15 protein-coding genes, 1 pseudogene and 1 riboswitch are annotated in these 20153 nt (G+C 71.4%); of the genes and pseudogenes, 7 read left to right on the top strand and 9 right to left on the bottom strand.

Features of this window, described 5'->3' with window-relative positions; genetic code table 11:
- The first annotated feature begins 54 nt into the window (after positions 1-54).
- The 3 genes from AC4BEG_RS02305 to AC4BEG_RS02295 are packed head-to-tail and all read left to right on the top strand — an operon-like array spanning position 55 to position 3217.
- Positions 55-1485: an extracellular solute-binding protein gene (locus AC4BEG_RS02305; protein WP_490704224.1), complete on the top strand. Its 1431-nt coding sequence runs from the start codon at positions 55-57 to the stop codon at positions 1483-1485.
- The gene (locus AC4BEG_RS02300) at positions 1482-2396 is read left to right on the top strand and encodes a carbohydrate ABC transporter permease (protein ID WP_490704223.1); all 915 of its coding nucleotides are present in this window, start codon (positions 1482-1484) and stop codon (positions 2394-2396) included. Before AC4BEG_RS02305 ends, AC4BEG_RS02300 begins: the two co-directional genes overlap by 4 nt.
- Entirely contained in the window at positions 2393-3217 is an 825-nt protein-coding gene (locus tag AC4BEG_RS02295; RefSeq protein ID WP_490704222.1) for a carbohydrate ABC transporter permease, read from the top strand. The genes AC4BEG_RS02300 and AC4BEG_RS02295 overlap by 4 nt, the downstream gene beginning before the upstream one ends.
- On the opposite strand, the gene AC4BEG_RS02290 is transcribed toward AC4BEG_RS02295, so the two are convergent.
- Both AC4BEG_RS02290 and AC4BEG_RS02285 read right to left on the bottom strand, forming a co-directional pair.
- Entirely contained in the window at positions 3207-3989 is a 783-nt protein-coding gene (locus tag AC4BEG_RS02290) for a DUF72 domain-containing protein (protein ID WP_490704221.1), read from the bottom strand. The two genes, AC4BEG_RS02295 and AC4BEG_RS02290, sit on opposite strands and share 11 nt — an antisense overlap.
- Positions 3986-4225 carry a hypothetical protein gene (locus AC4BEG_RS02285; RefSeq protein ID WP_490704220.1) on the bottom strand — a complete coding sequence of 80 codons (240 nt, stop codon included), beginning with the start codon at positions 4223-4225 and terminating at the stop codon, positions 3986-3988. Before AC4BEG_RS02285 ends, AC4BEG_RS02290 begins: the two co-directional genes overlap by 4 nt.
- A gap of 124 nt (positions 4226-4349) precedes the next feature.
- On the opposite strand from AC4BEG_RS02285, the pseudogene AC4BEG_RS02280 reads away from it, so the two are divergent.
- Positions 4350-5003: pseudogene (locus AC4BEG_RS02280) on the top strand (phosphoribosyltransferase); the annotation flags it as partial.
- A 26-nt stretch (positions 5004-5029) separates the two neighbouring features.
- On the top strand, positions 5030-5299 hold the full coding sequence (locus AC4BEG_RS02275) for a DUF1876 domain-containing protein (RefSeq protein WP_490704219.1): 270 nt from the start codon (positions 5030-5032) through the stop codon (positions 5297-5299).
- A gap of 107 nt (positions 5300-5406) precedes the next feature.
- On the opposite strand, the gene AC4BEG_RS02270 is transcribed toward AC4BEG_RS02275, so the two are convergent.
- Positions 5407-6615: a transglycosylase family protein gene (locus AC4BEG_RS02270; protein WP_490704218.1), complete on the bottom strand. Its 1209-nt coding sequence runs from the start codon at positions 6613-6615 to the stop codon at positions 5407-5409.
- 5 nt (positions 6616-6620) lie between these two features.
- A riboswitch (cyclic di-AMP (ydaO/yuaA leader) is annotated at positions 6621-6797 on the bottom strand.
- Between the two features lie 490 nt (positions 6798-7287).
- Here AC4BEG_RS02270 and AC4BEG_RS02265 point away from each other — a divergent pair.
- The gene (locus AC4BEG_RS02265) at positions 7288-8010 is read left to right on the top strand and encodes a DUF4232 domain-containing protein (RefSeq protein WP_490704217.1); all 723 of its coding nucleotides are present in this window, start codon (positions 7288-7290) and stop codon (positions 8008-8010) included.
- 397 nt (positions 8011-8407) lie between these two features.
- A complete protein-coding gene (locus AC4BEG_RS02260; protein WP_490704216.1) occupies positions 8408-10240 on the top strand; it encodes an HEXXH motif domain-containing protein in 1833 nt (610 codons plus the stop codon).
- Between the two features lie 18 nt (positions 10241-10258).
- Here AC4BEG_RS02260 and fxsT read toward each other — a convergent pair whose 3' ends face one another.
- From fxsT to AC4BEG_RS02230, 6 genes are all read right to left on the bottom strand, one after another.
- Positions 10259-14665: an FxSxx-COOH system tetratricopeptide repeat protein gene (gene fxsT, locus AC4BEG_RS02255; RefSeq protein WP_490704215.1), complete on the bottom strand. Its 4407-nt coding sequence runs from the start codon at positions 14663-14665 to the stop codon at positions 10259-10261.
- The gene (locus AC4BEG_RS02250) at positions 14662-15834 is read right to left on the bottom strand and encodes an AAA family ATPase (protein ID WP_490704214.1); all 1173 of its coding nucleotides are present in this window, start codon (positions 15832-15834) and stop codon (positions 14662-14664) included. Before AC4BEG_RS02250 ends, fxsT begins: the two co-directional genes overlap by 4 nt.
- Entirely contained in the window at positions 15831-17321 is a 1491-nt protein-coding gene (locus AC4BEG_RS02245; RefSeq protein WP_490704213.1) for a VMAP-C domain-containing protein, read from the bottom strand. The genes AC4BEG_RS02250 and AC4BEG_RS02245 overlap by 4 nt, the downstream gene beginning before the upstream one ends.
- Before the next feature lie 180 nt (positions 17322-17501).
- Entirely contained in the window at positions 17502-18623 is a 1122-nt protein-coding gene (locus AC4BEG_RS02240) for a phosphorylase family protein (protein WP_490704212.1), read from the bottom strand.
- Positions 18624-18704: 81 nt separating this feature from the next.
- Positions 18705-19262, bottom strand: a complete 558-nt coding sequence (locus tag AC4BEG_RS02235) for a hypothetical protein (protein ID WP_490704211.1) — start codon at positions 19260-19262, stop codon at positions 18705-18707.
- Between the two features lie 70 nt (positions 19263-19332).
- Complete coding sequence (locus tag AC4BEG_RS02230; protein WP_201876167.1) at positions 19333-20148, bottom strand: ABC transporter permease; 816 nt, start codon at positions 20146-20148, stop codon at positions 19333-19335.
- Positions 20149-20153: the final 5 nt, after the last annotated feature.

The raw sequence follows: 20153 nt of genomic DNA, 5'->3' as shown, positions 1-20153 counted from the left end.
GAATCCCCTCCCTCCAGGGAGGGGAGTAGTCAATGCTGCGTGAAGGAGATGTCCATGGGAATCCCCGGCACCGGGGCGCGCCGACGGCACACCAGAACCGCGCCCACCGTGCTCACCGCCGCTCTCGTCCTGCTCGCCACGGGCTGTGTGCCCGGGACCGACGGCTCGGGGGCCGCCGGTCCCGGCACCGGGGCGGCCACCGCCGTACCGGATCCGGCGAAGGCCGGGAAGGTCACGCTGACCGTGTGGGACCAGGAGATCCGCGGCGGTACCAACGGCGAACTGACGCAGCTCAACAAGGAGTTCCAGCGGAAGTACCCCAACGTGCGGATCAAGCGGGTGGCGCGTAGCTTCGCCGATCTGAAGACCACGCTCAAGCTGGCCGTCTCCGGGAACAACCCGCCGGATGTCATCCAGGCCAACCAGGGCTATCCCGACATGGTCTCCTTCGTCCGAGCCGGACTGCTCACCCCGCTCGACAACTACGCCGGGATCTACGACTGGAACACCCGCTACCCGAACACCCTGCTCAATCTCAACCGGGTCTCCGCCGACGGCACCGACTTCGGCACCGGGCGGCTGTACGGCATATCCCAGACCGGTGAGTACATCGGTCTCTACTACAACAAGGCGCTGCTGCGGAAGGCGGGCCTCGAACCTCCCAGCACCTGGCGGGAGTTCACCGACGGCCTGGCGAAGCTCAAGGACCGCGGCGAACTGCCCGTGCAGTTCGGCAACCTGGACAAGTACCCCGCCATTCACACCTTCGGTGTGCTCCAGGACCAGCTCGACGCCACCGGCACCCGGGACACCGTCCTCGGCCGCGGCGACGGCTTCGAGACCGCCGCCACCAAGGACGCCGCGGCCACCCTCACCGACTGGACGAAGCGCGGCTATCTGCCCAAGGGCGCCAACGGGCTCGGCTACGACGACGCGGCCAAGAAGTTCGCCTCCGGCGACGGCGCCTATCTGCTCACCGGCACCTGGCAGCTGGCCGATCTGAAGAAGACCATGGGCAACACGCTGGGTCTGATGCCACCGCCACCTGCGAAGGCCGGTGGCGACCCCGTCACCACCGGCGGCCAGGGCCTCGCCTGGTCCATCACCTCCCGCTCCCGCCACCCCGAAGTGGCCGCCGCCTACCTGGACTTCCTCACCGACGCCCACGCCGCGGACGTCATGACCCGCCACGGTGTGCTGCCCGCCGTACCCGGCAGGGCCGCGGCCGCGGTCGAACCGGAGACCGTCGACGGCCAGATGATCGACGGCTGGAAGCGGCTCAGCGCCGCCGACGGCCTCGTGCCGTACCTGGACTACGCCACCCCCACCTTCTACGACACCCTCTCGGCCGCCCTCCAGGGCGTCGTCAGCGGCAAGACCTCACCCGGGAAGCTGGCCACCACGCTCCAGCGGGACTACCACCGCTTCATGGCGGAACAGCGGAAACGCCATGCGGCGAAGCCGGACCCGGCGGGCACCCGATGAGGGCCCGTCCCGCCGCGCTGAAGAGCGGCTACCGGCGCCGGGCGCCCGGTGAGCCCCGCGCCATCGGCTATCTCTACGTCCTGCCCGCGCTCGCGGTGTACGCCGTCTTCCTGCTCTACCCCTTCGGCCAGTCGGTGTGGCTGTCCTTCGTGCACTGGGACGGGCTGACCGTGGCCACCCCGGCAGGGTTCGACAACTACCGCGATCTGTTCAGCGATCCCTCGCTGCGCGCCCCGTTCGCCCACGCACTGCTGCTGCTCGTGTTCTACTCCGCCCTGCCGGTGGCCATCGGACTGCTGCTGGCCGCGGTGATGTCCCGGGTCCGGGTGCGCGGGATGACCTTCTTCCGCACCGTGCTGTTCCTGCCCCAGGTGCTGGCGCTGATCGTGGTCGGGGTGGCCTGGCGTTCCATCCTCGCCCCGGACGGACTGCTCAACGACACCCTCCGGGCCGTCGGCCTCGGCTCACTGGCCCGCCCCTGGCTCGGCGACTACACCTGGGCGCTGCCCGCGGTCGGTGTGGTCGGCACCTGGGTCGGCACCGGCCTGTGCATGGTCCTCTTCCTCGCCGGGGCCCAGCGGATCCCGCGCGAGCTGTACGAGGCGGCGCGGATGGACGGCGCCGGGCCGGTGCGGGAGTTCCTCACCGTCACCCTGCCCGGCCTCCGGCCGCAGATCGCGGTGGCGCTGACCCTGACCATCATCGCGGGGCTGCGCAACTTCGACCTGATCTACATCACCACCAGCGGCGGCCCCGGAAACGCCACCTCCGTACCGGCCTACGAGGTCTACCACCGCGCCTTCGAGACCGGCCAGGCCGGCTCGGCCGCCGCCGTCGGAGTGGCCCTCACGGTGCTGATCTTCGTCCTGACCGTCACGGTCTCCCGGCTCGTCGAAGGGCGGCGGTCATGACCACACGTCTGGAACGCGGTGTCACCTACGGCATCCTCACCCTGTTCGCCGTCATCGCCCTCACCCCGGTGATCGGCATCCTCTCCACGGCCTTCGGCTCACAGGACTCCCTGGACACCGGGTTCTCGCTGCCCGAGGACGGACCGCACTGGAGCAACTTCACCGACGCCTGGAGCCGTGGCCACTTCGGCACCTACCTCGGCAACTCGCTGCTGGTCACCGCGGTCGTCGTGGCGGTCACGACGGTGCTGGCCGTCCTGGCCGCGTACGCCTTCGGCGTGATGCGCTTCCCCGGCTCCACCGTGCTGTTCCACCTCTTCGTCATCGGGCTCACCCTGCCGCAGGAGGCCCTGGTCGTCCCGCTCTACTTCGATCTGCGCTGGGCCGGACTCACCGACACCTACTGGGCGTTGATCCTGCCGCAGACCGCGCAGTCCCTGGCCTTCGGCGTGTTCTGGATGCGCACCTACTTCCGGGGCAGCGCACGGGCGGTGATCGAGGCGGCCCGGATCGACGGCGCGGACACCTGGACCACCCTGTGGCGGGTGCTCGTCCCGATGGGCCGCCCGGCGATCTCCACCATGGTGGTCATCACCTTCATGTGGACCTGGAACGAGTTCCTGATGGCACTGGTGATGGTCAGCGACGAGGCCCATCGCACCGTCCCGCTGGGCCTCGCCTTCTTCCAGGGACAGCACAGCTCCGACGCGGCCCTGCTCGCGGCGGCCTCGGTGCTCATCGCGCTGCCGGTGGTGGTGGTCTACGTGGCGCTCCAGCGCCGCTTCATCGAAGGGATGCTCGGCGGCGCGGTCAAGGAGTGAGCCCGGCCACCGGCAGCGTGGAGGGCGTACGGCTGACCTCCCGGCCCAGCTTGGACAGCGACCGGGCGAAGGCGGCGGCGTCGTGCACCGCCGCCCCGCCCGTGTCGTTGTTGAAGTACGCGTACACCGCGGCACCGCCCGGCCAGGTCTCGTCCACCCGGTGCGCCCAGGTGGCCAGCGCCTGGGCGCCGTAGCGCGGGGCCGGGTGGGCGCGGCCGCCGTGGAAGCGCAGATAGCCCCACCCGGCGGTGCGCCACAGCGGGGCGGCCGGTCGCGATCCGGCGTCCGCCCAGCACAGCGCGGCGCCGTGCCGCTCCAGCACCGCGCGCACCTCATCGGTCCACCAGGACGTGTGGCGCGGTTCGACGGCCACCCGGCTCCCGGCGGGGAAGCAGCCCAGAGCGGTGTCCAGCAGCGCGGGATCGGCGCGCAGGGTGGGCGGGAGCTGGAGCAGGACGGGGCCGAGCCGGTCGCCGAGGCCCTGTGCGTGCGACATCAGCCGCTCCACCGGCTCCCGCGGGTCGCGCAGCCGCTTGATGTGGGTGAGATAGCGGCTGGCCTTGAGCGCCATCACAAAGCCGTCGGGGGTGCGGTTCCGCCAGGTGACGAACTGGTCGTGGTCGGGCAGCCGGTAGAAGGCGTTGTTGCTCTCGACGGTGGCGAAGGCACACGCGTACTCCTCCAGCCACAGCCGCTGTGGGCAGTCGGCCGGATAGAGATCGCCCCGCCAGTCCTTGTACTGCCAGCCCGACGTGCCGATCAGGACGGTCATGCCTCGCCCGGGTGCCAGGCCGGCCACTGCCCCGGCCGGTCGGCCCAGTGGACCTGCTCCGGATCGTCGAAGTCGATGTCCGGGAAGGCCCGGCGGACGGTCGGCTCGAACTCCTCCCGTTCGAGGGGTTCACAGCCGAGGCCGCGCAGCCTCACCCGCCGGTAGCGGGTGTCGGCGTCGAAGGGCTCGACGAAGACGGGGTATCCGGACGTGCCCGGATGCGTCGTGTTCCTCATACCTCCAGGGTGCCTCCGGGGCGCGGAATACGCCCTGGAAGCCCGCGCGGCCGGTGCCGCCCGTTTGCGGCCCGGGGCAATGTCGGCTTGATTCGAAGGAGAGCCTTTGTGCCGGGGGTGAGCGATGATCTTCAGCGACCGCGTGGACGCCGGGCGGCGCCTCGCCGAGGCGCTGCGGCCGCTGCGCGACGAGCGGCCCGTGGTACTGGGGCTGCCCCGGGGCGGGGTGCCGGTGGCTTTCGAGGTCGCCCAGGCTCTCGGGGCCCCGCTGGACGTGATCATCGTCCGCAAGCTCGGCGTCCCCTACCACCGTGAGCTGGGCTTCGGCGCCATCGGCGAGGGCGGTGTGCGGGTGGTGCACGAGGCGATCATCCGGATGAGCCGGATCGGTGAGGAGGACCTCCAGGAGGTGGAGCGGACCGAGCAGGCGGAGCTGGTCCGCCAGGCCCGGCGGTTCCGCCGGGGGCGGCCGCGGATAGCGGTCGAGGGCCGGACGGTGATCGTCGTGGACGACGGGATCGCGACCGGGGCCACCGCGCGCGCGGCCTGCCGGGTGGCACGGGCGCAGGGGGCGGCCCGGGTCGTCCTGGCCGTCCCGGTGGCGCCGCCGGACGCGGTCGCGTCGCTGCGCGAGGACGCGGACGAGGTGGTGTGCCTGTCCACACCGCCGGAGTTCTCCGCGGTCGGCGAGTGGTACCAGGACTTCTCGCAGACCGGGGACGCCGAGGTCGTGGAGCTGCTGTCCCACTCGACCGGAGAGACCGGGGAGGCGCATCCTGGAGGGTGAGGTAGGAGGTGATCGCGATGGAGACGATCGTGGGATGCGACGTACAGATGGAATTCCGTGAGGTCGGCCCGCTGACCGAGGCGGTGGTCCGGCTGAGGATGCACGACGGCACCGAGATGCTGGCCCAGGGCCGCGCCAACCGCAACCCCGACGACCCGGCACAGCCGAGGGTCGGCGAGGAGATCGCGGCGGCGAGGGCGCTGAGCAACCTCGCCCACCGGCTGATCGGCAAGGCGGGCGGCGACATCGAGGAAGTCACACACACCAAGGCTCATCTGACGATGTAGGCCGCGGGGAAGCGGTGCCGTGGGGGAGATGCTGGGCTGCCCGGGCGGTGCACCGCCCGGGCAACCCGCTCGGCATGTGCCGGGCCGGTCAGATGGAGGCGCCCTTCTCAGATGGAGACGCCCTTCGACCGCAGATAGCTCAGCGGATTGACGTCCGAACCGTAGTCGGGACCGGTGCGCACCTCGAAGTGCACATGCGGTCCCGTGCTGTTGCCGGTCGAACCGGAGCTGCCTATCTTCTGGCCGCCCTTGACCGACTGGCCGACGTGGACCGAGAGCGCCGACATGTGCGCGTACTGGCTGTACATGCCGTCGGAGTGGCGCAGGACGACCTGGTAGCCGTACGCCCCGCCCCAGCCCGCCGCGACCACCTCGGCCGGGCCCACCGCCCGCACCTGGGTGCCCGCCGGCACGGGGAAGTCGGCGCCGGTGTGGTGGCCGCTGGACCAGTTGCCGGGCACCCCGTAGGCGGTGCCCACGTGGGTGCTGGCGACCGGTGTGGTGAAGGAGGAGGAACGGGTGGCGGTGTCCTGCCGCCCCTGCCCGGTGCCGGGGCTGGTGGCCCGCTGGGCGTCGGCGCCCGTCCTCGGCTTGGCCTGCGGGGCCCGGTCCTGTCCGCCCTGGGCATCGGTGTCGAGGGTGAGCCGCTGGCCGGGGAGGATCAGATTGGGGTCGTCGCCGATGGTCCGGCGGTTGGCGTCGTAGAGCGCCGACCATCCGCCGTCGACGTGCTCGGCACCGGCGATCCGGGAGAGGGTGTCACCCCCGGCCACGGTGTACGAGTCCGACCGCGGTGTGGCCTTGGTGGTGGCCTTGGGCGCGGCCTTCGGGGCAGCCTCGGGGGTGGCCTTCGGCGTCGACTTGGGCGCCGCCTTCGGGGTCTGCGCTCCGGAACCGCTGGAGCCGCCGGAGCCGGTCGAGACGTCCGGGGCCGGTCCGCCGCGCGTCAGCCCGGCCTTCACCGAGCAGACCGGCCAGGCGGTGGGGCCTTGGCTCGCGAGGACCTTCTGGGCCACGGTGATCTGCTCGGCCTTGGTGGCCAGGTCGGCCCGCGCGGCGTAGGAGCCGCCGCCGTATGCCTGCCAGGTGCTCTGGGAGAACTGGAGACCGCCGTAGTAGCCGTTTCCGGTGTTGATGCTCCAGTTGTTGCCGGACTCGCACTCCGCCACTTTGTCCCAGGTGTCGACGGAGGCGGCGTTCGCCTGGCCGACGCCGATGAGCGGCAGGGCCACTCCGGCGCCGCCCGCGGTGAACGCGAGTTGGGCGCGGGAGACGCGGCGAGGCTTAGGCCGGCGGTGACGTCCGCGTGCAGCCATTGAGCTCTTCCTCTCCTACGCCTGCGAGGTGAGCTGTCGGGTTCGGGCTGGAGTTGCCCGGCCGCACGCACGCGGCGCCATGGCCCCGTGGTGCGTCTTCACCCCAAGCCGTACCGCGTGGTCGCGCGGTACGGCGCCTACCTGGTTCCCCCGCTCCTGCCGTGACAGGTCGTCGTGTCACCCCTCAGCCGACGGCAGGACTCGGCGCTCCGGCGGAGGAGGCCCGCGCATGGAATGCGACGAGAGCCGCACAGTAAACACATCGATTTGGTCACGACAAGGTCTCGGTGTGTTGAGCAGGGCACCGGCCTCCGGACCCCTCACCCGGTGTCACTCTGTGCGTCGGATCTCCTTCGGAGAGCGAGACCGTTTTTTTCCGAATGAGTGTCAGAAACGTTACGACACCAAGGAATCCGTTGCCGTTGGTGATCTTTCCCTGGAAATCGATCAATTGGCGGATTCTGCTGTGACCTGCGTCACTGCATTTCCGATTCGACCGATTATGGCGAGATGTGCGCTATGCGGAATTTCTTGAAGAATGCAGCCAATGTGCCGGGTGACATAACGGAGTCAAAGCGGGGAAGGGTGAGCCAAGGGGGATGGACGGGAAGCATCGGGGCACGCGCCCTCGCGGTCGGTGCCCCGCCGATGGCTGACCTGGGGAGGTCACTCATGGCACAACGGCACGGCACGGCAGCACGGCGTACCACCACGGCCCGCTCCCGGCCACTGGTCCTGTCCGCGCTGCTCATGGGCGCGCTGGCCACGGCCACGGGGTGCGGCACCGACTCCGGCGCGGGGGCCTGGGCAGGCTCCGACGCCTCCGGTGCCGCCCGCACGTCGGACGCGGCGGGCGCCCCGCGTTCCTCGGACGCGTCGCGCGCCCCGCGTTCCTCGGACGGGTCCCAGGGCGCCGCCGCTCCGCGTGACCGCTCCGCGCCGTCCCGCGCCCGGTCCGCCACGGACGCCGACGCCCCGGCCGTGCGCCGCATCTGCTCCACACAAGCGCTGAAGCTGACCGTGGGCCGCAAGGACGTGGGCGCGGGCAATGTGTATCTGCCGCTGGTCCTGACCAACACCTCGACCTCGGCCTGCACCCTCACCGGATTCCCCGGGGTGTCCCTGCTCGACGCCGACGGCGCCCGCATAGGCGCCCCCGCCGTCCGGCGGGGCCCCTCGCACTCCACCGTCTCCCTGCCGCCGGGCGGCAGCGCCTCGGCGGTCCTGCACACCCTCAACGAGGGCGTGAACGACACCCCGTGCCGGAAGCCCGCCGCGACCATCCGGGCCTATCCGCCGGACTCCTTCCGGGCCATGACGACCGCGGCGCACTCCTTCCGCGTCTGCGGAGGGGTCTTCGATGTCGAAGCGGTCCGTTCCGGAGCGGGCACCTGACATCTGACAGCGGCATACCGGACCGATGTCACCTCGCGTAGAGGTGTCCGAAAATCTTGACAAGCCAGGCGCCGACTGGCTGTGTTCACCCTTTCGCAATCAAAATAGGTAGGTCACCATGAGGGGTGCCTCACGTGAGCCGGTGTGTAGCGTCCGGAGGGGGACGGTGTCATGGAGCGAGCCGCGACCGGGGTCGAGACGGAGCTGCTGGACCTTTCGGGAGCGACCCTCGAAGACCTTGACCGGAGCGATGGGCTTTCTTCGGTGACCCGGCGATTGCTCGACGCGGTCCAATTTCCACCGACCCTGGTGAACTCCTCCAGTTCCGGACAGAATTGCGGGAGCAAGGGAACCGCGGAATAGTGCCGCATCCCTCGCTTTCCGGAACAAGGTGGCCATGACGGCTGAGCGCTCCTTTCATCGCCTTTCGGAGCGGTGCTTCACCGAGTTGGGCCGGGGTTCGGGCGGTGTGTCGTCGGTGGCCGAGCTGCGATCCGGGCAGCGCAGCCGGACCATGCTCCTACTGCGCGCCCTGGTCGGCATCTGCGCCGACCACTCCGCGTTACCGGGCCCGCTCCCCGACGCCCGGGAGCCGTGGCGCCTTCTGATCCGGGCGGAGCGTGCGGCCCCGGCCGCCGTGGAGCGGGTCTTGCTGCACCCCCAGGCGGGCACCTGGCTCAACCGCTGTCTGCGCGGGCTGCGCGGCCGGGAACCGGTGAAAACGCCACTGTGGACCGAAATCGGCTATCTCCATGCCATGGCCGCTTCGGCCGCACTTCTCGCGGGAATCGACTTCCGTACCACGGTGGCGGTGCGCGAGGGCGGGGTGATCCTACCCGCCCTCGGTTTCGCCCGCCTCCCGGACCGGACGGCGGAAACCGCCGAGGTCGTCCGCGCCCCGGACGGGAAGACCACGCTGACCGCCGGACCGCATACGGTCCCGCTGCCTTTCGACCTCACCCGGAATGCGCCGGGATGGTACGGCCTCCGGCGATTGCGCGGCGAACACCAGGGGCATATCTGCGAGCCCTTCCTCGACGATGTCGACCCCTATCGCGATTTCCTGCGCACCACCCCGCCGGAAAGACTCACCGACGACGAGTGGAAGCACTGGCAGGGGTGTTTCGACACCGCATGGCGGCTGGTCGCGGAGCAGTCGCAGGTGGATCCTGGGGGGATCGCCGCATGTCTGGGCTCCCTCGTCCCCGTGCCCTACACCGCCCATCCCGATCTGTTCAGCGCCTCCTCCCCGGAAGCCCACGGATGTGTGCTGCTCGGCCGCCCCGACGACCCACTCGCGCTGGCCGCGTCGCTGGTGCACGAGGCGCAGCACATCAAGCTCAGCGCACTGATGGATCTGGTGCCGCTGATCGAAGGGGGCCTGGAGGAGGTCCACTACGCGCCCTGGCGGCTGGACCCCCGACCGCTGCGGGGTCTGCTGCACGGGGTGTACGCGTTCCTCGGTGTCACGGGGTTCTGGCGGGACCGGTGGCACCGCGCCGAGGACGGGCCCGCCCGGGACATCGCCGCGTTCGAGTTCGCCCTGCGCCGTGCGCAGACCGCGCGGGGGCTGCGGACACTCCTCGCCCACGCCCGGCTCACACCGCTCGGTGAAAGGTTCCTCCAGCTGGTGGAGGAGCGGCTCGCCGCGTGGTCGGCCGAGCCCGTCCCGCCGCTGCCGCGGCGCTGGGCGACGGATGTGCTCATCGACGCCGAACTCCTCTACCGGCTGCGCCACCTCAGGCCCGACCCCGCGCAGACCACCCGCTGGGCGCGGGCCTGGCGGGCGGGCAACGCCCCGCCGCGGGACCTGCCCGCCACCGCGGTCCGGCCGGCTCCCACCGGGATCCCGGCGCGCCCCGCGCTCGTCCGCCACCGGCTCATGGACCCGGCGGCGTTCGCCCGCCTCGACACGGACCGGAACGCAACGCTCCCCGACGGCACCACACCCGCCGGGGCCGATCTCGACTGGGCCGCGGACCGGGCCGCGGCCGCGCTGCGCGGCTACCGGGCCCGGCTGGCGACGGCCCCGGACGATCTGAGTGCCTGGGCGGGGCTCGCCCTCAGCATGCCGGACAGCACCGCGCGACAGGCGCTGCTGAGCCGCCCCGAGCTGGTGCTCGCCGTCCACCGGGCGTTATGCGGCACGGGGACGGAACGGACGGCCGGTCCCGGTCCGGGGCCTGATCCGATCGCCCTCGCGCGGTGGATCGGAACCCATGGCCGCTGACCGCTCCCCGCGGCCGGTTCAGAAGGCCATGGCCTCCACATCGCAGTCCGCGCGGATGCCCCGGGCCGCCGCCACCGTGGCCGGATGGCCGGCGGACAGCACCTGCCGCATCCGGGTGAGCGCGTCATGGTGCAGTTCCTCCGCCGATCTGCCCTCGCCCAGCGCCCGCAGATCACCGGAGAGATTGAGCGCACAGGCGAGGGTGGTGGGATGGTCCTCGCCCAGCCGGGTCCGGCAGGCCGCCAGGGTCTCGGTGTCCAGCCGCCGGGCCTCCTCGTAGTCGGCCAGTGTGAAGTGATCGCTGGCGAGGTTGATCGCGCAGGCCAGCGAGACCGGGTGGTCGGCCGCCAGCCGCTCGACGAGCAGCGGCAGCGTCCGCTCGTTCAGCCGGAGCGCCTCCTCCGTCTCGCCCAGCAGCCGCAGGGTGATGGCGAGGTCGAGCGCCGCGCTCAGCGTCACCGGGTGGCGCGGCCCCAGCGCGTCCCGCATGTCCTCCACACACTTCAGGCCGAGTTCACGGGCGCCGTCGAGATCGGCCGTCTGCCGCAAGTCCATCGACAGGTTGAGCGCGGTCGTGGAGATGTTGAGATTGGGCTCGGCGTAGCGCAGCCGGTAGCGCTCCAGGACCTCCTGGCTGATCTCGAGCGCGCCTTCGTGGTCGCCCGCCTTGCGGCGCGCCACGGCGAGATTGCGCAGGGCGTAGACACCGATGGGCGCGTTCTGCGGAAGCACTCTGCGGATCCGCGTGCAGGTCTGCTCCAGCATGCCGCGGGCGGTCATGTAGTCACCGCATTCGCGGACGTCGATGCTGACGTTGGTCTCCAGCAGGATGGTCAGCAGATTGTCCTCGCCGAGGATGACCTCCGCGATGTTGTGGGCGCTCTCGTCCACCTCCCGGGCGCGCGCGTAGTCCCCGGCCGCCCGCAGCCCCAGGGCGTAGTCGTTGGCCGCCGCGATGGTGTACGGGTCCTCGTCGCCGAACAGCCGCCGGGTCCTGCTCCAGCGGTCCCGCTCCAGCTCCAGCGAGCGGGCGAAGTCGCCCTGGAAACGCGCGTCGCTGGCCACCGCGCCCAGGGTGACGAGCGTGTTCTCGTGGTCGTCGCCGTCGGCGGCGCGCTGGAGCTCCAGGGTGCGGCTGTTGAGCTCCCGTGCCTGCTCGAAGTAGCCGAGGACGGTGAGGACATGGCCCAGGGTCCGGGAGACCGCCAGTGACTCCGGGCTGTCCTCGCCGAGCGTCTCGAGCCACTTCTCCCGTACCTGACGGCCCAGTTCGAGCGCGCCCTCGTGGTCGCCCCACACATAGAGGAAGCGCACCAGGTTGCGCACCATCTGCCGCACCCACTTGTCGTCGCACTCCATGGCCCGGGAGGCGCGGACATGCGACAGTAGATCGGCGTATCGGCCCCAGTTGGGCGGTGCCACATCATTGGGATCCCCGTAGGCGAGCAGCACATGGGCGCTGTGCTTCATATCCGCCTGCTGCTGCGGGGACATCTGGCCGATCAGCACCGCCTGCACCAGCCGGTGCATTTCGATGGTGTTGCTGCGGTGATTGATTTTGATCAGGGCGTAGCGATTGATCTCACGGATGGCATGGCCCAGTTTGATGGGGTCCTGGAGCACCTCCGACAGCTCGGGGGAGAGGGAAACCCCCCGGACCCCGGAGAACAGCCGCCGCGAAATCGGCTCGGGAGCGAAGAAGGAGCACATCTGGAGCAGTTGCAGCGCGCCGGGATGGGTCTCGGCCAGCCGCCGCAGCGACATGTTCCAGGCGGCGGCCACCGGTTCGGGATAGTCGACCGGCACCCCCGCCGCGAGCAGTTCGCTGCGACGGGTGGAGACATCGGACCGTTCGTCCTCGAACACCTGGAGGTACTCATTGACCGGCATGCCGGTCTCGGTCAGCCAGGCCGCCGCCTGCTCGATGGCCAGCGGCAGATCCCCGAGCGCGTCGGCCACCCGGTCCGCCTGGTCCCGCGGCAGCTCCGGCCCCCGCCGCAGCAGCAGCTCGATGCTCTCCTCGCGCTCGAAGACATCCACCTCGACGGTGCGGGCGGCCCGCGACCACTGGGCGTTGCGCGAGGTGACCAGGATGCGGCCGGGGCCGCCCGCGGGGAAGAACGGCCGGACCGTCTCCAGCTCCTCGGCATTGTCGAAGACCAGCAGCCAGTTGCGACAGGGCCGCCCGGTGCGCAGCGCGTCCAGCACGGTCGGCACGGCCGTGTTGGCCTCCATACCCGCCTGGAGACCGAGCCGGTCGGCGAGCTGGACCAGCGCCTGGCGGATCTGCTCGGTGCGCTCGGCCGGGATCCACCACACCGCGTCGTAGTCCGCGGCGTGCTGATGGACGTACTCCAGGGCGATCTGGGACTTGCCGACCCCGCCGAGGCCGTGCAGCGCCTCCGGCAGCACGGCCGCCGTGCCCTCACTGCGCAGCCGCTCGTGGAGCACGTCGAGCAGCGTCTGCCGTCCGGTGAAGTTGTTGTTCCGGGGCGGCACATTGCCCCAGATGGACGGGGGATCCCCGGCACGGCGCTCCTCCACGGCGGGCAGGGACCGAGCAGCGGTCACGGACACAAAACTTCCTCTCAGGTGCTCTCCCGCCGCACCCGGCGCGCGGTGCGACGGCGGGGCGGGTGAATCGTCGGCATGGGAACGCGCGGTGGATCGGGGAGTGGTGGAGTCAGTCACGGCAACCGCCTCAGCCGCATCGGGGACCACATTTTTTCCCCTGCCGGACCCGTCATCAACTGGATCCGGGGGGTGTTCGCCCGTAGGGGCGACCGTCTGATGGGCGAGGACAAGAGCGCGAAAAGAGCGCGCGCCTTCGAGATACGGCCCCGACAGCGCCTGGTAGACCTGCTCCTGGAGTCTGAGGTACGGCACCAGCCGCTCGGTGGTGGGCAGATCCCGCACCGGCCCCGAAGGGTGGTTGAGCAGATCGCGCAGCAGATGCAGCGGCTGCCAGCGCTTTCCCAGCCGGTCCAGAACGCTGCGCAGGATGTACAGCGACTCGTCCCGCATCCCGGCCGACAGCAGCAGCTCCCGCACCCCGCTGTGGAATTCGTAGCCGATGCCCGTCTCGTCCATGGGGTCGGCCGTCCCCACCTTGCGCAGCAGCCCGCCCAGCAGGATCTCCGCCAGATCGCCGGGGCTGCCCTCCGGGTGGTGGATCCCCTGTACAAACTCCATCACCGGAATGTTCAACGGGGCCGCCGCCAGCCGGGACGCCAGCCGGAAGGCGCTGGGCGAGGCCGTCGTACGGAACCGGAAGACCCGGTCCAGGGCGCTCGGTTCCGGCTCGCGCTCCCAGCGCTCGGCCGGTACGCCGGGCAGCAGGGCCAGCGTCTCCTGGCCGCGGGCCGAGGGCCGGGCCACCAGCTGCGCCCAGCCGGCCAGCCACCGCGCGTCCAGCTCCAGCACCGGCACCGGCGGCTCGCCCCCGGGCCAGGAGCCGCCATCGGCCGGGGCCCAGGTGGCGTTGGGGGCGCCCGGCCCAGGGGCGCGCACCCGCACCCGCTCCGGTGCCACCCCGGTGTGCGCCCAGCGGCCCTGGTGCAGTACGTGCAAGATGGCCACCGACGCACTCCGCGCCCAGCGGGCCAGCGCGCGCTGGGCGCTCTCGTCGGCCCAGGCCGCGCCGATGCCGTCGGTGAGCACCAGCACCGCCCGCTTGTCCCGCGGCGACATTCCGGCCACCGGCGAACCCGGCCCCGGACGGTCCCCGCGCCCGGCCGGACCGCCCTCCCCGTCGTCGGGTAACAGGCGGTCGCTGTCGATCCGGTGCACCCGTACGTCCCGGAAGGCGCCGGTGCGTTGCAACACGGTGACCAGCCGGGTCGCCGTCCGGCGCCAGACCACCATCGACCGTCCGCAGTCCACCACGAGGACCGCGTCCATCCAGCGCTCCCGCACCGGAACGCACTCGGGCACCCACAGCCCCTCGCGCGCCGCGCGCTCGGCCGTGGCCTCCTCGTCGACCTCCAGTGCGACCGGGGAGGGCGTGGTGCGCTTGAGCGGGCGCAGCGCCCGGGACAGCGCACGCTCGGCGATCATCGGCCCGGGGACGGAGCACCGCGGGGCGGGCAGGACAACATCGGTGGCCAGGGCCGGTTCCGCCGCGGCGGCCGGATGGTCCCCGGCCGCGGCGACTTCGGCGGGCAGCGGCGTGGAGACGGTCAGATCGGGCTCGGGAGCCCGCTCCTCCTCCGGCTCGCGCTCCGACGGCGGTTCGCCGGACGGGCGGTCATCCGGCGGCGGTGCGTCCACCTCCGGGGGCCGGGTGAGCGGATCGGGGCCGGTCCGGTCCGGTCCGCGGTCCGTCTCGGCCTTGCAGACGGCCAGCCATACGGCGTCGGCGATCTGCTGCCAGTCCAGGCCCCGTGGGCCGTGCCCGGGGGACCCGCCGCCTGGGTCGTGTGTCATGTCGGGCCCGCTGCGTCCAGCCGGTGCCAGACGGAGTGCAGGAGCTCCTCCCACTCGGGACCGGGCACCTGGGACTGGGACGTCACCAGGTACACCGCGTTGAGCAACTGGTCGGCGGCGAGCCCTCCTTCGAGCTCACTGCGCTCCAGGAACATGTGGATGAGCTCCTGGGCGCGCGGGTCGTCGGCCCGCCCCAGATGAGCGGCCACGATCGCGGCGAGCCGGTCCGCGTCCGGGTCGGGCAGCCGCAGCTGGAGGCAGCGGCGCAGGAACGCGGGCGGGAACTCCCGCTCACCGTTGCTGGTGATGACCACGACCGGGAAGGCACGGCAGCGCACCCGGCCCGAAGCGATGACGGTACTGCGGTCCGGGTCGTCGGTGAGGACCGAAACGGCCGGCCGGCGCCTGCGGACGCGCACCAGCTCGGGGATGGCGTACTCACCGGCTTCGAAGATGTCGAGCAGGTCATTGGGCAGATCGATATCGCTCTTGTCGAATTCGTCGATGAGCAGCACACGGGGGAGGCGGTACGGCAGCATCGCCGTGCCCAGCGGCCCGAGTTGGAGGAAGTCCCCGATGTCCTCGGGGCCCGGCTCCGGGGTGTCCCGCTCCGCCGCCTGCCCGGCCGCGGCCGCGTGCACCCGGCCGACGGCGTCATAGCCGTACAGCCCGGACCGCAGGGTGGTGCGGGTGGTGATCGGCCAGCGCAGCACCCGGCCGAGGCCCAGTTCGCGGCTGATGCGGTAGGCCAGGGTGGACTTGCCCGTACCGGGGCGCCCGGTCACCAGCAGCGGACGCCTGAGGATGAGCGCCGCGTTGACGACGTCGGCCTCCTCGGCGCCGGCCCGCAGGCCCAGCGGGGTGGCTCCCAGCCGCCGGGCCGCGTCCTGCTCCTCCTCCGGCGGTGCCGGGGGCTCGGTCGGTGTCCCGTCCCGGTCTGCTAACGCGCCCGCCTCGGCGTCCGGAGGGCAGGCTGAGACCCCGCCGAAGGTACGCCAGGGAGGCGGCGGCGGAAGGATCTCTTCCAGATCGACGTCGTGCAGCGGGCGGCCGGTGCCCTGGTAGATCCACCAGGGGCGTGGCACACCGGACGGCAGCGGATTCGCGGTGGACCCCGGGTCGTTGTGGACCCGCCCGTTGTGCCGTCGCGCGGACTCCGCCTCGCTCATCGGCTCCCCACCCCCTCGTCCGGCCCCGTCAACCGCCCCACCGGCTCCACGGGACGGGTCGGGTCGTCCCAGACGAGCATCACATGCTGCCCCGGGTGATGCTCCCGCTCCGCGGAGTCGATCGTATGGGCGTCCAGACGTAACTCTGTCACGGCTTCGCGGAGCCGTGCCAGGTTCCCGCTGGCCTCGGCCGGTTTTTGTCTCAGCCAATGGACCAGGTCGGGGGCGCGGTTGTGGCGGCGGTCCCAGGTCACCACGGGGATCCCGGCCCGCCACGCCGCGAGCGCCTCGTTCGTGCCTTCGGAGGTGGCCCCCGGGGGCGAGTTCAGGACCAGCGCGACCACATACGGATCGGCCTTGAGCCGGGCCAGCAGCCCGCCGGCGTCCCCCGCGGACGGGCTGTCCGGGTCCGGGCCGTCAACCACCAGCTGCTTGGAACGCAGGGGCTGATCGGCGAAGACCTGCCAGCGCTGCTTCCACGACCGGTGCCAGCGGCGGGTCTGGCAGCGCTCCAGACTCCGTATCACCACGGGGTAGTCCATGCACAGCGGAGTGGCCAGATCGCTGTCCAGCTCCTGTCGCCACAGATGCACCGGAAGGTTCAGGTCATCGGGGCCCAGCATGAACTCCACATGGATGGACCGGGCGTCGTCCCACTCCTCCGCCGCGGCGTACACCAGGTCCTGGACGGCCCGCTCGGCGGTGGCCGAGGTGACCTGGGTGACCGGGCCCCGGGCCGGATGCCAGCCGGTGGGGTCGTACTGATGCCAGGACGAGAGCTCATAGCGGCCCGGCTCCTGCTGCCGCAGCAGCCGGATCACCAGATAGGCATCGACGGGCTCGGCCGGGGCGGCATGGCCCACCTGCTGGCGCAGCGATCTCAGCTGCGAGGTCAGGGACAGCTCCCGGGCCCGCTCATCGGCCCACGCCCGCAGCGCGTCCGCCGTGCGCAACGGCTGCGCCGACGCGGCCAGATACTCCACCAGGGCGAGCCCCGGCGGCAGACTCCCCGGCTGGGCGTTCATCCGGCTCAGCACCTCGAAGGCGTGCCAGGGGCCGGTGACCGGGGGAACGTCCTGGAGTGGGCCTGCCGCCGCCCGGCACAGCTGCCCCAGATGCCCGATCTCCAGCTCCTCCAGCAGCGACCGCAGCTCCGCGGTGGCGGGCACCGGCAGCGCCGGACGGGCCGTCATCTGCGCCATGACCGCGTCGAGCTGGTGCATCGCGTCCGCGTCCGAGGCCATCACCGCCAGCGACGCGCGCAGCGCCCGCATCACCCGCACATTGTCCAGACACTCCCGGGCCAGCTCGACCAGGAAGTAGTCGGTCACCCGGTGGCTGCGGACCGGTACGGCCGATTCCAGCTCCATGGCGACCAATTCCAGACACAGCGCACGGGAGTCCGGATCCGTCAGACACCGGAATTCCTTGAGCGCCGTGACCAGATGGGTGACCGATGCCAGGCCGCCTTCCCCCATGGCCGCCATGCCGTGCCCTCCCCAGAGCCCGTATCACCGGTCCCCGCCGCCGATGATCCCCCGCCGGAGACCCTGCCATATCGCGGGCGCCGCCCGCCCGGACTCCGGACAACTGATATGCCCTGCACGCCTCCGGCGACACTCCCCGGCGCTGCCCGGTGCGTGCCGTGCGTGCCCGCGTCCGCGCGGTCACGCACGGCCCAGCTCCGCTATGCGCCGGGCCAGTTCGGCCGTTGCCGGGGTGTCCGGCGCGAGCACGGACACCACCTCCACCAGCTCCTTCAGCGCGCCGTACGCCTCACAGGTCCGCAGCAGGGCCAGCGCCTCCGCCCGGCTCGCCGACTGCCGGCCGACCGCGGTGCCGACGGTGGGCAGCTCATCGAGCAGCTGCTGCCAGCGGGCGGGCGAGGTCATCCCGGGGATGTCGAGCAAGGCATCGGCCATGGCGCCCAACTGATGAATGGTCAGCTTCTGTCGACGGCGCGCGGAGGGGGAGACGGCGTGCGCCGCGGGCGCGGGGCGCGCCGCGCCCGCCTCCTCGGGCAGCCGCCCGATCAGCTCGAACGCGAAGGCGGCGGCGTTCCGGGACGCCACGGGCTGCCAGCGCTCGTCATGGGCCTCGCCCTTGTCGCCCAGCAGATCCGAGATACCCCGGATCACCAGGGCGTCCAGATGCTGATTGAGATAGGCGCCCGCCAGGAAGCCGAAGCCCTCCATGTCCACCGCGACGGCGTCTCCCGCGGCCGCCGCCAATCTGCGCCCGGTGTCCGAGCGATGGTGTGCCACCACCCGTCCGCCCGCCGCGATCGGTTTGACATGGGCGCGGGGGATCGGGGAGCCGTCGGACGGGTGGATCCGCCGCTGCCAGGTATCGCCCGCGGTGACGATCCGGGCCAACTGCACCAGCCCGTAAGCCGACTGGTGGGTCTTCTGCCGGGGCAGAAAGCCCTGCTCGGTGTCCTTGCCGGTCTCGTAGTCGTACACCGCGTCGGCGGCCACCACATCGCCCAGCACCACGTCCTTGCGCCCGCCCGCCACCCCGACGAACAGCAGCGCGCGGGGTGCGAACAGCGCCGCGGCCCGCTCGACCGCGGCCGCCGCGCCCGGATTGCCGGGGCCGGTCATATGGGTCGCCACCCGCCGTTCGACGGACCCCGTACGGAAGGTGCCCACCTCGAACAGGGCACCCCGCTCGGCCCGCACCGGGCGCAACTCCTGAAGATGGGCGCACACCGCCCGGTACTCCACCTCCAGCGCGGTGAGCACCACCACATCCGCTCGCGCGGAGCCCCCGTTGTCGCCAGCCGTCACCGTTTTCCCCCTCGGCGCTGTTCCGACCCGAACCCACCATGCTGCGCCACCGCGGGAGCGGCGTCGATGTACGTGTTCACATCACGGGCGGTGAAGATCTGCGTAGCGCACGATCTCCACGGTGACCACGGCGACCAGCGCCACTTCGGCCACCGATACCGCCAGCAGCCACGGAGGCAGCGGCTCCGAGGACCAGCACACGATCAGGGCGGCCATCGGCGCCACCGAGAACAGCAGCAGATCCGCGGCGAGTTGGAGCCGCTTCCGGGAGACCCTGCGGTGGTCGTCGCGATGGGCCGTCTCCCAGCCGAACACCCGCGTTGACCCCGGCGCCAGGGCCGCCAGCCGCGGCCCCAGATCCCCGCGCACATAGCGCCCGATGGCCGAGATCTTTTCGTCGTTGACCAGATACGCCCATCCCAGCACCACCGACGCTGGCGGCAGCAGCAGAAGCAGCTCGGGCTGACCGCCGTTCTGGAAGGAGAAGGTGATGATCGCCGCCATCGAGGCGAGTGTGGCGTAGAGCAGGTTGTCCCGGAACCCGATCCGCGCCCGCTGCTCCTCCTTCACCTGCTCGTACTCCACGATGAGCAGCCTGTTCGTCAGATTCTCCGCATCGCCGTTCCCGTCCCGCGCCACCGCGCCCCCCTCCGCGCTCCGTCACGAACGATAGGCCGTTCGCCGTCCGCGCGGTGGTGGGACGGGCCTTTCAGATCCGGCTGCCCGTCGCGGTGTCCGACGACAGCCGCTGGGCGAGGTAGATGGGGATGACCGACAACAGGACGAGGACGGCGGCGACGACGTTGACCACCGGGGCCTGCTGGGGGCGGGCCATATTGGAGAAGATCCAGATCGGCAGGGTCTGGATACCGGGGCCCGCGGTGAAGGTCGTCACCACGATCTCGTCGAAGGACAGCGCGAAGGCGAGCAGTCCGCCCGCCACCAGGGCCGAGCGCACCAGTGGGAAGGTGATGTCCACGAAGGCCCGGAAGGTGTTCGCGCCCAGATCCATGGCGGCCTGTTCATAGGATCCGGCCATCCGGCGCAGCCGGGCGATCACATTGTTGAAGACGACCACGATGCAGAAGGTGGCGTGGCCGACCACCACGGTGAACATGCCCAGGCCCACCCCGAGCGGTTCGAGGACCGTACGGAAGGCGGTGTTGAGGGCGACACCGGTGACGATGCCGGGCAGCGCGATCGGCAGGACGACCAGGAAGGAGAGGGTCTCCCTGCCGAAGAAGCGGAAGCGCTGCACGGCGAAGGCGATGAGGGTGCCGAGGACCAGGGCGATCGCGGTGGCGCCGAGACCGGCCTTGACCGAGGTCCACAGCGCGTCGCGGGCGCCGGTGCTGTGCCAGGCGTCGGCCCACCAGTGCAGGGTGAGTCCGGGCGGTGGCCAGCCGGAACTGCGGTCGGGGTTGAGGGAGTTGACCAGGACCAGCAGCAGCGGCACATAGATGACCGCGAAGCCGAGCCCGGCGGCGATGCGCAGGGTGATGCGCGCGGGGCGGGAGAGATTCATCGAAG

The sequence above is a fragment of the Streptomyces sp. JLBJ103 genome (assembly GCF_058215575.1).
The sequence above is the reverse complement of the archived record's forward strand: the minus strand, read 5'-3'. Positions and strand labels throughout refer to the sequence as shown.